Origin of the sequence: Campylobacter concisus, assembly GCF_002913045.1 — a bacterium.
Lineage (GTDB): Bacteria > Campylobacterota > Campylobacteria > Campylobacterales > Campylobacteraceae > Campylobacter_A > Campylobacter_A concisus_AP.
Genome location: NZ_PPAF01000004.1, coordinates 117,048 through 129,195 on the forward strand (window position 1 = coordinate 117,048; position 12,148 = coordinate 129,195).

Below are 12,148 nucleotides of genomic sequence, written 5' to 3' on the forward strand. Positions count from 1 at the left end.
TTTATCCTTTTAGATGACAAAAAATGCAATCGCTACAACAGAGATAAACATACCTAAAAATGTTCTCTTAGCGATTTCAACTGGACTAACCATCGCAATGCCTGCACAAACGATAGCAGCACCAGCGATCGGAGAAGCTGATCTACCTAAAGCACCAGCAATAGCTGCAGCCATACCAAGCTTATCTTGCTCAAAACCAAGTGCAGCGGCATTTGTTGTGACAGCTTCGTTAAATGCAAATGTAGCGGCATCACCTGAACCTGTAACTATACCCATGATAAATGGCACAAACGTTCCGCCAAATTTAACGTAACTTTGATCTGTTTTTAGCCATGCGATGACCACATCAACGGCTCCACATGCCTTTAGGCCAGCGACAAAGACACCAGCTGCGATGATGATACCCATAACATCAGCATAAGCGTGGCCCATTCCGTTAAAAAATTCTTTTGTGATCTTTTGCGGATTTGTAAGCGTAGCAAAGATAGCTATGATGGCACCTAGTATCATCGCCTCAGCAACGCCCATCTTTGTCCATGCAAGAAAGCTGTAGTCTTTCGCAAGGCTTGTTCCACCAATAACCAAGATAACAAGTGGAACTAAAGGCATAATGGCGTAGATGAAATTTACTTTAAATAGCGGTTTCTCTTCGCTAGCAGCACTACTTTCAAGAGTAAAATTTGTATTTTTTTGATAGTCTTTAAGTAGTATCGCAACAATAACTAATGCGATCACTACGATAACAAGAGCAGTAAATGCACTTGGAATTTGCACTTTTATGACATCTTGAACTGTGTAGCCCTCAACTGTCTTTTTAACAAGATCAGCCACATAGACGTTGTGAGCCGATCCTGGGCTTAAAACTCCACCAAATGTCCCTGCAAAGACAGCAGCACCAGCCATAGCTGGGCGGATACCTGAAGCCATTAGAAGCGGTATAAGCGTCGCACCAACAGCAGCGGAGCATCCTGCAGCTGAAGGGATAGCGATATTTATAAAATAAGTTAGCACGGTTGTTGCAGGGATCAAGATAAAGCCCACATTTTTAAGTGGCTTTGTAAGAAGCGCAACAAGGTGTTTATCGCACATTGTATATTTCATAACAAAAGCAAAACCCATACTTGCACAAATCGCCTTTATAAGCCCTGCTTTAGTCATATAGTCAGTAAAAGCACTTAATGCCCCCATCGGTTTTAGTGCGATTATACAAAGCACCAAACCAACACCTATTAGCACTGTTCTTGTCTCTTTTTTTAAGACTAGAAGTGCTACAACAGCTGCGATGCCAAGAATGGCAGCAATTAGCTTAAATGTTTCCATACCTCTCTCCTTGCTTAGATTTTAAATTTAGTTCCAACTTCTATTTTTTCTATCTCTTTTTGATACTCAAATTTTAAAATTTCGCTGTGTCCTATGACCTGGGCCTCGCTACCCTCTATGAGCAAAGCCGTGCCTTCAGGCAGTGCGTAAATGGTCTCTTTTGGATTAGCTATCAAAAATTCCTCCAATCTCTCCTCCCTGCTCTCGCCGTTATGACCTGCTAGCTTACCACTTATGAAGTGCGGATTGATCTGATATGGGAAGATATTTAGGCTATCAAATGACTTTGGCATGATGATAGGCATATCATTTGTCGTCATCATCGTCTTGCCAGCTATGTTTGCGCCAGCCGACCAGCCAAAATACTTTGCACCATTTGCCACAGCTTCTTTTATAGGCTCAATCAAATTTAGCTTATAAAGCGTGTAAAGCAGCATAAAGGTATTTCCGCCGCCAACTGCAATACTGCTAGCATTTTTGATAGCTGAAATTTTATCCTCATAGTGATGGATTGATTTTATATTGCTATTTTTTAATCTATCAATTACTTTTTGCTCATACTCGTCATTTGTTCGCCTAACTCCAGCGTAAGGGATAAATAAAATTTCTTCCTTGCCGCATTCACCTAAAAATTCCTTAACCCAGTTTTTGCAGTGCCTTAAATAGCCAGTATCTTGATAGCTTGAAGCACTGATTAGTAAAGCATTTTTCATTTTTTTACTCCATTTAATTTGTAAGCAGATCTTAGATAGACATCGACTCCAGCCACCAAACACTCCTCATCAAAGTCAAATTTACAGTTGTGATGGCCTGCTTTTAAATTTGTTCCTATCATCATATAGCCACTCTTTGCGCCCCTATCTTGCAAAGCTCTCATAAAATGAGCGAAGTCCTCGCAAGCACCAAAATCAAGCTCTTTTACGATCTTATCATCATCTATAAAAGGACTTTGCTTTGCAGCTTCATAGAAAATTTCAGTTACTTCTTTGTCGCTATCGGCTCCGTTTGTGCCGCCAGTTTTTACGACTTTGCTCTCTACGCCATAAATTTCGCTCACACCTTTAACTATATCCATGCATCTTTCATACATGAAATCATTTAAATTTGTGTCTTCACCTCTTGTTTCGCAAGCTAGATAGCCATTTGGTGCGATGACGTTTCTGCCCTCACCTGCTCTTAAAACGCCTACGTTTATCCTAGTCACACCCTTTGCATGTCTTGTGATACCATGCATGCTTAGTGCCATTTGAGATGCGGCTAAAAGGGCATTTGCGCCATCTTGAGGTGCTCCTGCTGCGTGAGCTGAACGACCAGTGATATGTACGTCAAATTTTGAAGTTGCAAGTAGCTTATTTGTTCCACAGATGATGCCCCTATTGGTTTTTGCTTGAAAGCCGATATGTCCGCCTAATAGATACTCTACACCATCAAGCACACCAGCAGCTTCCATAGCCACAGCTCCTCTTGTGCCCTCTTCTGCTGTTTGGAAGATAAATTTAAACTTACCGTTAAACTCATCTAAATTTTCAACTATAAGTTTTGCCACACCAAGGCCTATAGATATATGACCATCATGCCCACAAGCATGCGTGATACCAGCGATATCTGCGCCAAAACCATCTTTATAAGGTCTGTGAGTAGGCTCATCACTCTCTGTCACATCAACACTATCAATGTCAAATCTAAATGCTGTAAATTTACCAGGCCTTTTTGTGTCGATAAAAGCTGTTAGGCCTGTTAAGCCATCTTTCATATAAGGAAGATATTTTGCCTCTTCAGGACTTAGGAGCTTTTTGGCTCTTTCTATTGCTTTTTCGCATTGCTCTTTTGAGCCAAGACCAAGCCTTGCATCAGCTTTAACAACCTTGTCACCAAGGCTTATTTCATAACCAAGATCACTAAGCCTCTTTGCTAGTACGGCGGTTGTAAAAAATGTAAACCAACCAGTCTCTGGATGCGAGTGAAAATACCTGCGATCCTTGATCAGCTCATCTTTTAAAGAAAGAGCCAAATTTGCTATCTTATCCATAGATTTCTCCTTATTCATTTGATAGTTTAATTAGTGCATTTGTTAAAATTTGTGTAGCTTTGAAAGCATCATCAAAATTTATAGCTTCTGCTATATTGTGACTGATGCCGCCAACGCAAGGTATAAAAAGCATGCCAACGCTACTTGCAAGTTTTGTTAAATTCATCGCATCGTGTCCAGCTCCGCTTGGCAAAGTAAGCGTTTTTATGCCCAGTTTAGCAGCCTCTTCGCTTAGTAAATTTATAGCATGCTCGCTTAGTTTTACTGGCTCGTCACTGCTTAGTTCTCTTATCTCATAACTAAAATTTAGCTCACCGCTTAGCTCTTTTATAAAATTTCTAAGCTCTAAATTTAGCTCTTCTAGACTTGTCTTATCAATATCTCTTAGATCAACTCCAAGCCTTGCCTCGCCTGGTACGACGTTTAAAACGCCTGGTTTTGCATGTGCGTAACCAACAGTAGCCACAGCTGTTTTTTTGTTTTTAGCAAATTTATTGGCAGCGATTATGATGTGTGAAGCAGCTAGCAAAGCATCACTACGCATATTCATCGGAGTTGCACCGCTGTGATCTGCCTTACCATGGATAATAATTTCAAATCTTATAGGAGCGGCGATACCGCTTACTATACCAACGCTTATGCCACTTCGCTCAAGCACTGGGCCTTGTTCAATGTGAAGTTCTAAATATGAATGAAGCGAGTGTTCTTTTAAAATAGAATTATTTAAATTTTGTGGCTCAAGTCCAAATTTACTCATCGCTTCAAAAAGCGATATGCCATCTTCGTCTTTTAATTCATGAAGCCTTTGTAGACCAAGTTTGCCGCTTATTATCTTGCTACCAATGGTCGCTGTCTTGAAACGACTTGACTCTTCACAGCAAAAATTTATGAGCCAAAGTGGGCGCTTTAGTTTAATGCCAGCTTCTTTTATAGAGGTTAATGCCTCAAATCCAGCCATAACGCCAAGTGTGCCGTCATAAAATCCACCATTTGGCACGCTATCTATGTGAGAGCCTACGCAAACTGGCTTCTCACCTGGCTCACAGCCATCATCATAGATGGCAAAGATATTGCCAACATTGTCAATTTTAAGTTTAAAGCCATTTTCTTCTATTAAATTTATAAGAAAATTTCTAGCTTCCAAGTCTTCTTTGCTAAATGCAAGCCTTGTTAGCCCTCCACCTTTTAATGCTCCAAATCTGCTTATAGCATTAAAATTCGCCTCAAATCTTTTAAAATTTATCATAATAAATCCTTAAAAATAAAACTAATCTTAAAAACATTTATTACTTTGAACATTTTACATTTAGTTTTATGATTTAAAGCTGAATAAGTGTTAAATTTTTAAATCTAATTTTTTTGTAGCTTGTTGTGTAAGCCTTTAATGATCTCTGAAATTTTTTGCATTATTTCGATTTTATTTGGTTTTTGTGATTTTCTAGTATCTTCGCGAAACTTCTCATAGTATTTTAGTTTTAGCTTTAAAATGGCCTCTTTAAGGCTCTCTTCACTAGAAGCTACATTTGAGCTTTCATCAACATAAATTTCTCTAACAAGTACCGCGTTATCTTCAATATTTGGCAATAAAACAGCCTGAAAATAATCTTTATGATGCAAGAAGAATTTCTCCTCGAGCTCGTTTAAAACGATAGTTTCGTAATTTTTATTTGCAAGCATGCTCTTTAAAACGCTAAATTCCAAAATATCAGTTTTATCTTTTTTTTGAGCCACTTGTTTATTTGTCGTTGTAGCATTTGTAAAATTTTGATCTTGTCTATTTATATATCTTTGTCCATGAAGGCTAAAAGTATTTAGCTCTATTTTGAGCAAATTTGCGACTAACGACTCATAGCTTTTTGCGATTATTGGCTTTAGAGAATTTGTAAATTCCACTATCTCTTCTAAACACTTTTGCTTTTGTACTGGGCGTGATATGTCGTATTTCTTGGCAATTTGCTCGATGTAAAACTCTCCAAGTTCAGTACCAGAGCCAAACATCTCTTTTAGCTCGTCGCTTCTACCTGCAAAAACCATATCTGCAGGGTCTGCACCATCTTTTATGATAACAACACTTCCGTCTATCTCGTTTTGAACCAAAAGGCGAGATGATTTTATAGCTGCACCTATACCAGCTCCATCACCATCAAAACAAAGAACTACACTTATCTCTCCTCTTTTTAAAAGTGGTAAGTGATTAGTTGTAAGTGCGGTTCCAAGTACGGCAACAGCGTTTGTAAAGCCTGCAAAATGAAGCATGATGACATCTAAATAACCCTCTGTGATGATGATCTGCTTCTTTTCAAAGATGCTTTGCCTAGCTAAGTGGTAGCCGTAAAGTAGCTTTGACTTGTCAAAAACTATGCTTTGTGGAGAATTTACATATTTTGCAGGATGATCTGAGATCGTTCTACCGCCAAAGCCAACTAGTTTTGCCGTGTGCGCATATATGGGAAATGTGATACGCTCGATAAAACTAGCATAAATTCCCTTCTCGTTTTGCTTTACGATTCCAACCTCAAGCGCCTCTTTTGGCTCGATATTTTCATTTTGCAAAAGCCTAATGGTACTAGCGCTCTCCCCTGCCCAGCCAAGCTCAAATTTCTCGATCATCGCATCATTTATGCCACGAGAATAGATATATCTCACAGCGGATTCATGCTTGAAAAATTCGCTCCTATAAAAGGCATTTGCCTTTTCTAAAATGTGCTTATTTTCTTTTTGTGTTGGAGCTTTATCGCTTGTGTATTCGAGGCTAAAATTTACAAGGCTAGCTATTCTTTCGATAGCTTCTGGATAGGTTAATTTCTCATAATCCATTACAAATTTGATCGCATCTCCGCCGGCCTTGCAAGCAAAACAGTGAAAAATTTGCTTGCTTTGGCTTATGCTCATGCTAGGATTTCTATCATCGTGAAATGGGCAGACACATTTATAGTTTGCACCCATTTTTTTGACTGGCAAATAGTGCTCTATAATGTCAACGATATCGATTTGATTTTTGAGTTTTTCAATGGATTTTGGATCTATCATAAGCAAAATTATACAACTGCTTTGTTATAATTAAAGTAAAATTTTATTACAAAGTATGAGCGTGGATATTTTTTTCATTGGGCATAGAGATCCGATATTTAGCCTTATTATTTTATTTAGCATTATTTTGATGATAGCTGCATTAAGCTACGCTTGGGGTATCTTTTTAAGTAAAGATGAGAAAAAAAGAATCGAAAAATTTATAAGAAAATTTGATAGTAAAGATGGCATAAGTAGCGAGCATAAACAGATGCTACAAAGCCCAGAGATAGACGCTCAAAGCCTTTGCATGCTAGGGCAAACTTTTGCTAAAAATGGTGATTTTGAAAAATCAATTAGTGTTTATCTCATCGCACTTGGCAAAGTTAGAGATAAAAATGAAAAAGAATTTATCCTAAACGAGCTTGGAGAGGTCTATTTTAAGGCTGGATTTTTAAAAAAAGCTAGCGAAGTCTTTGAAAAAGTGCTTGAACTAAGTCCAAGAAATGTGCTTGCACTTCGCTTTTTAACGATGATAGATGAAAAACTTAAAAACTATAAAGAAGCCCTTTATGCGCTAAATTCTCTTGAAGAGCTTGGTGTAAATGTAAAAGATCAAAAGGCCTATATAAAGGCGATCAGTACGCTTGATGATAGAAATTTAAGCTTTAATGAAAAGGTAGAAATTCTCTCCCGTCTTAGCCAAAATTTTGAGCTTTTAAGACGTATGATCTTAGCACTTTTCATAAGGCACAATGAAAATTTAGAAAATTTAAAAGATTTTGCTCGTTTTGAAGATGTGATCGATCTGCTTTACAACCTAAAAACGCCTATAAATTTAAGCGATCCAAAGTACAAATCACTCTTTTACGCAAAGGGCGATATAGATGAGCTTTGCGAAATTTATGGCTTTGAGCTAAACGTCATCAAAAAACTAAAAGATGCTAAATTTGAGGCGGCTGGGCTAAGCTTTAACTACGTTTGTAAAAGCTGCAAAAACTCATTTCCGATGCACTTTTACCGCTGTCCAGTCTGCCACGAGCTAGGAAGTGTAAAAATTTTATCCCACATCACAGAAAAACCAAGTGAAGACAGTAACACTTTTTAGCGACGGCTCGTGCCTTGGAAACCCTGGAGCTGGCGGCTGGGCTTATATTTTGAGATTTAATGAAGCGCAGAAAAAAGAGAGTGGCGGCGAGGCATATACTACAAATAATCAAATGGAGCTAAAAGCTGCAATAATGGGGCTAAAAGCGCTAAAAGAGCCTTGCGAAGTGAGGCTCTTTACCGATAGCTCATACGTGGTAAATAGTATAAATGAGTGGCTTTCCAACTGGCAAAAGAGAAATTTTAAAAACGTAAAAAATGTCGAGCTTTGGCAGGAGTATTTAGAAATTTCAAAGCCTCACAAAGTCGTGGCAAGCTGGGTTAAGGGGCATGCTGGACACCCTGAAAACGAGGAGTGCGACCAGATGGCAAGAGATGAGGCATTAAAAATAAAAGATGAGAATAAGATATGAAAAATTTAGAAGAATTTGAACGAAATCTTGGATATAAATTTAAAAAAACTGAACTTTTAGAAGAGGCGCTAACGCATAAAAGTACCAAACAGGCGTTAAATAACGAAAGACTCGAATTTTTGGGCGATGCGGTTATGGATCTACTTGTGGCTGAGTATCTTTTTAAGAAATTTAGCAAGATCGCAGAGGGCGACATGAGTAAGCTAAGAGCCGCGCTTGTAAATGAAAAAAGCTTTGCAAATATGGCAAGGCATCTAAAAATGGGTAAATTTTTAAGACTAAGTACGGCTGAAGAGAACAATGGCGGACGCGAGAAAGAAAGCATTTTAAGCGATGCATTTGAGGCAGTGATGGGCGCTATCTACCTTGAGGCTGGACTTGATAAAGTGCGAGAAATTTCGATCGCTCTGCTTGAACTTTGCTATCCACAGATCGACTTTGCACACCTTGAAAAGGACTACAAAACCGCTCTTCAAGAGGTCACTCAGGCTAATCTTGGTGTCATCCCAACATACGAACTCATCGGCACGTCAGGTCCTGACCACAAGAAAGAATTTGAGATAGCCTTGCTACTAAATGGCAAAGAAATTTCACGCGCCGTTGGCAGCTCTAAAAAGCAAGCCCAACAGCTTGCAGCAAAAATCGCACTAGAAAAAATCAAAAAATAGGAAAAATTTTGAATACATTTGGCAAAAAACTAACATTAACAACCTTTGGCGAGAGCCACGGGGTGGCGATCGGTGGTGTGATAGATGGACTTCCAGCTGGGCTAAAGATAGATACAGACTTCATCCAAAGTGAGCTTGATAAGCGTCGTCCTGGACAAAGCAATTTTACAACCGCAAGAGATGAAGCCGATAAGATAGAAATTTTTAGCGGCATCTTTGATGGCATGAGTACTGGAGCGCCGATAGGTTTTGCCATTTTTAACAACAATCAAAAGTCAAACGACTATGAAAATTTACGTGAAATTTTCCGTCCAGGCCATGCGGATTTTACATATTTCAAAAAATATGGTTTTAGAGATCACAGAGGCGGCGGACGCTCAAGCGCAAGAGAAACGGCCGTTAGAGTAGCTGGTGGAGCTTTTGCGCAGCTACTTTTAAATGAGTTTAATATAGAAATTTTAAGTGGAGTGCTTGGTATAGGCAAAATTTTTAGCGACAAAATAGACTTTAACTTTGCTAAAAATTCTCAAATTTACGCTCTTGGCAATGAAGAAGCGATGAAAGAAGTGATAAATAAAGCTAGAAGCGAGCACGATAGCGTAGGAGCTGTGGTTTTAAGCGTGGCTAAAGGCGTGCCAGCTGGTCTTGGTGAGCCACTTTATGATAAGCTTGATAGTGCTCTAGCAGCGGCTTTAATGGGCATAAATGGTGTAAAAGCCGTTGAGATAGGTGCTGGCGTAAATGTAAGCTCTATGATGGGCTCAGCAAACAACGACGAGATGGACGAACTTGGCTTTTTGAGCAACAACGCTGGTGGTATACTTGGCGGCATAAGTAGCGGCGCTGAGATCGTGTTAAAGAGCCATTTTAAGCCTACGCCTTCGATATTTAAAGAGCAAAAGACGCTAAATTTAGCTGGCGAAGTGGTAGATTTTGAGCTAAGAGGTAGGCATGATCCATGCATAGGTATACGAGGAAGCATCGTTGCAACCGCGATGATAAGGCTAGTTATCGCCGATATGTTACTGCTAAATGCTAGCACAAAGCTTGAAAATTTAAAGAAAATTTACGGCTAAATCTATAAAAATAAGTAAATTTAGTGGCCCAAAAAGCCACTAAATTTTTAGAATCTATAAGCAAACTGAAGTTTTGCGCTGCTTTGATCTTTTTTACCAAAAGATTGTGCTATGTCAAAATTTATGAGTGTTGCATAAGTTGGTGTATATCTTAGACCAACCTCAACCTATGAGCTTGTGCCTTTTTGAGTTAGGCTTATCTCCTCGTCTTCTTGGATCACTGCTATTTTTGATTTTGTATTAAATTTATACTCAGCGCTAATTTTTCCATAAGGATTAAATTTACCAGCATCATAGGCTATCTTTGAGTAAATTTTGGCTCCACTTGATGTAACGCTGCTAAATTTTAATGTGCTTTGTCCGATATCTGCCTCATCGCTACCGACATAAGAGAGTGTGTAGTTTAGCCCACTATCAAGCATAAAACTATCAAATTTTATCTTTTTGCCTACGCCAAAGCTAGCATTGTAATATGGCATTGAGATTTTATAATCAACATTTTTCGCATCAACCTTAGTTTGACTCCTACCAGCTTTTGCCATGAGATCGATATAAAAATCACGTGGTAAATTTAGCCTTGAAAAAATACCAAATCCATAATTTCTAACTCTACCATCTATTTTGGCATCTTCATCGCTGTTATCAAATGTTGGTATAGCAAAAGCCCCAAGCATAGACTCGCCATTTTTATTTTTACTTTACTAAAATTTACATCACTTCTATCTATTAAACCAATATAAACACCTGATTGTCTACTTTTTTCAATAGTAGAGCCAATTATATTAACTTCTTTATGCATTGCATTTGCTCTGGCTCCACTAATAAAATTTATCCATTTTACTTATTTTGTTTCTAAAAAATTTTTATTAGAAATTTTAGCTTTAAGATCGATTTTTCAAAAACGAACTTTTACTAATTTTCATCTATAATCACTCCATGAAAAACGAAGCACAAAAATTTTATGCCGTCATTGATCTAAAGTCATTTTACGCCTCAGTTGAGTGCGTAGAGCGAGGACTTGATCCGTTTAAAGCCGATCTAGTCGTGGCTGACGATAGTCGTGGCAATGGAAGTGTTTGCCTAGCCGTTAGCCCGGCTCTTAGAGCTAAAGGTGTGAAAAATAGATGCAGACTTTTTGAGATACCAAAGGTTATAAAATTTATCATCGCACCGCCTAGAATGCAGTTTTACATCGACTATGCGGCTAAAATTTATGAGATATACCTAAAATATGTCTCAAAAGATGATATCTATGTCTATTCTATCGATGAGGCCTTTATTGATCTTACTTCTTATGTTAAATTTTATAATACCGATGCAAAATCCATAGCCAAAAAGATAATGGATGAAATTTTAAAAACTACTGGCGTGACGGCCACCTGTGGCATGGGCACAAATTTATACCTTGCAAAAATCGCCCTTGATATCCTGGCTAAGCACAGTGATGATGGGATTTCATTTTTAGACGAGCAGCTTTATAAAGAACGTCTTTGGACGCATCAACCCTTGGATGACTTTTGGCGTATCGGTAAGCAAACTAGGCTAAAGCTGGAAAAACATGGAATTTTTTGTATGAAAGATATAGCAAATGCTCCGCGAAGCTTGCTTGAGAATTTTTTTGGAGTCGATGCCTATATAACGATAGATCACGCAAATGGCATAGAGCCAACAACAATAGCTGATATAAAAGCATATAAACCAAGTACAAAATCCTACTTTAGCTCTGAAATTTTACCAAGAGACTACGAACGTTGTGAGGCAGTGATCGTGCTAAAAGAGATGGCGGATAGACTAGCACTTAGGATGATCAACAAAGAAGTAATGGCGAGCGGAATAACGATAAATATAAAATTTGCCGACAAACTCGAGCCACTACAACGTGCAAGCGTTCGGTTTAAGACACCAACAAATGTCTCAAGCGTACTGATGAGCGCGGCTGAGGAGCTACTTTTAAACAAGATAAAAAATGTTGGGCTGATTAGGCAAATTAGCATCAGTGCAAACGACGTAGTAAAAGAAAGCCTAGCTCATCAAAGTCTTTTTGATGATGGCGCTAAAGAAAAGGCGATTTTAAAATCCCTAAATCTCATAAAAGAAAAATTTGGTAAAAACTCGGTTTTAAGAGCGATCGATCTACTACCAGAAGCCACTGGGCAAGATAGAAATAAAAAGATCGGAGGGCACAAAAGTGGCGAGTAAAGATAGAGCAAAAATTTTTAGCTCGTTTAATCCCCTATCAACCTTAGAGCGAGCCTTGCGACAAAAAGAGCGAGAAAAATGCGAAAAACTAGAGCTTGATGAGAGCAAGGTCGATGAAATTTTTAAAAAGATAAGCGAGCTAAGGCCAGCTGATGAAGTATATGTGAGCTATCATGACGGCTACACCTATACAAGTGCTAGCGGACTAATCTCTGACGTAAATTTCAAAAACAAAACTCTTATGGTTGTAAAAACTAGGATCAAATTTGAAGATATAAATGACCTAAAAATAATTTAGCCCCCGAACGAGGGCTAAATTTATATAAA

The 12,148-nt window shown here is 38.4% G+C and carries 12 protein-coding genes; 6 read left to right on the forward strand and 6 right to left on the reverse strand.

Translation table 11 applies throughout. The features are described 5' to 3' along the window. Positions 1 to 9 precede the first annotated feature (9 nt). The 5 genes from dcuC to dnaG form a co-directional block, all read right to left on the reverse strand. Positions 10 to 1,320, reverse strand: a complete 1,311-nt coding sequence (dcuC, locus tag CYP43_RS00640; RefSeq protein WP_103582118.1) for a C4-dicarboxylate transporter DcuC — start codon at positions 1,318 to 1,320, stop codon at positions 10 to 12. A gap of 14 nt (positions 1,321 to 1,334) precedes the next feature. Beyond that, positions 1,335 to 2,033, reverse strand: coding sequence for a dipeptidase PepE (gene pepE / locus CYP43_RS00645; protein ID WP_103582119.1), 699 nt, complete (start codon positions 2,031 to 2,033; stop codon positions 1,335 to 1,337). Beyond that, on the reverse strand, positions 2,030 to 3,349 hold the full coding sequence (locus CYP43_RS00650) for an amidohydrolase (RefSeq protein WP_103582120.1): 1,320 nt from the start codon (positions 3,347 to 3,349) through the stop codon (positions 2,030 to 2,032). The genes pepE and CYP43_RS00650 overlap by 4 nt, the downstream gene beginning before the upstream one ends. Before the next feature lie 10 nt (positions 3,350 to 3,359). Then, a complete protein-coding gene (locus CYP43_RS00655) occupies positions 3,360 to 4,595 on the reverse strand; it encodes a M20 family metallo-hydrolase (protein WP_103582121.1) in 1,236 nt (411 codons plus the stop codon). 104 nt (positions 4,596 to 4,699) lie between these two features. Next, complete coding sequence (gene dnaG, locus CYP43_RS00660) at positions 4,700 to 6,379, reverse strand: DNA primase (protein ID WP_103582122.1); 1,680 nt, start codon at positions 6,377 to 6,379, stop codon at positions 4,700 to 4,702. Between the two features lie 55 nt (positions 6,380 to 6,434). On the opposite strand from dnaG, the gene CYP43_RS00665 reads away from it, so the two are divergent. From CYP43_RS00665 to aroC, 4 genes are read left to right on the forward strand one after another with little or no spacing between them, the layout of a single operon-like run. Further along, positions 6,435 to 7,466: a tetratricopeptide repeat protein gene (locus tag CYP43_RS00665; protein WP_258032108.1), complete on the forward strand. Its 1,032-nt coding sequence runs from the start codon at positions 6,435 to 6,437 to the stop codon at positions 7,464 to 7,466. Then, positions 7,444 to 7,878, forward strand: coding sequence for a ribonuclease HI (rnhA, locus tag CYP43_RS00670; RefSeq protein ID WP_103582124.1), 435 nt, complete (start codon positions 7,444 to 7,446; stop codon positions 7,876 to 7,878). The genes CYP43_RS00665 and rnhA overlap by 23 nt, the downstream gene beginning before the upstream one ends. Then, complete coding sequence (gene rnc / locus CYP43_RS00675; protein ID WP_103582125.1) at positions 7,875 to 8,546, forward strand: ribonuclease III; 672 nt, start codon at positions 7,875 to 7,877, stop codon at positions 8,544 to 8,546. Before rnhA ends, rnc begins: the two co-directional genes overlap by 4 nt. Before the next feature lie 8 nt (positions 8,547 to 8,554). Next, positions 8,555 to 9,622 carry a chorismate synthase gene (gene aroC / locus CYP43_RS00680; RefSeq protein ID WP_103582126.1) on the forward strand — a complete coding sequence of 356 codons (1,068 nt, stop codon included), beginning with the start codon at positions 8,555 to 8,557 and terminating at the stop codon, positions 9,620 to 9,622. Positions 9,623 to 9,789: 167 nt separating this feature from the next. Here aroC and CYP43_RS00685 read toward each other — a convergent pair whose 3' ends face one another. Further along, positions 9,790 to 10,296, reverse strand: coding sequence for an autotransporter domain-containing protein (locus CYP43_RS00685; RefSeq protein WP_103582127.1), 507 nt, complete (start codon positions 10,294 to 10,296; stop codon positions 9,790 to 9,792). A gap of 262 nt (positions 10,297 to 10,558) precedes the next feature. Here CYP43_RS00685 and CYP43_RS00690 point away from each other — a divergent pair, with 262 nt between their 5' ends. Both CYP43_RS00690 and CYP43_RS00695 read left to right on the forward strand, forming a co-directional pair. Continuing rightward, a complete protein-coding gene (locus CYP43_RS00690) occupies positions 10,559 to 11,821 on the forward strand; it encodes a DNA repair protein (RefSeq protein WP_103582128.1) in 1,263 nt (420 codons plus the stop codon). After that, positions 11,811 to 12,119 carry a YolD-like family protein gene (locus tag CYP43_RS00695; RefSeq protein ID WP_223155376.1) on the forward strand — a complete coding sequence of 103 codons (309 nt, stop codon included), beginning with the start codon at positions 11,811 to 11,813 and terminating at the stop codon, positions 12,117 to 12,119. Before CYP43_RS00690 ends, CYP43_RS00695 begins: the two co-directional genes overlap by 11 nt. Positions 12,120 to 12,148 lie beyond the last annotated feature (29 nt).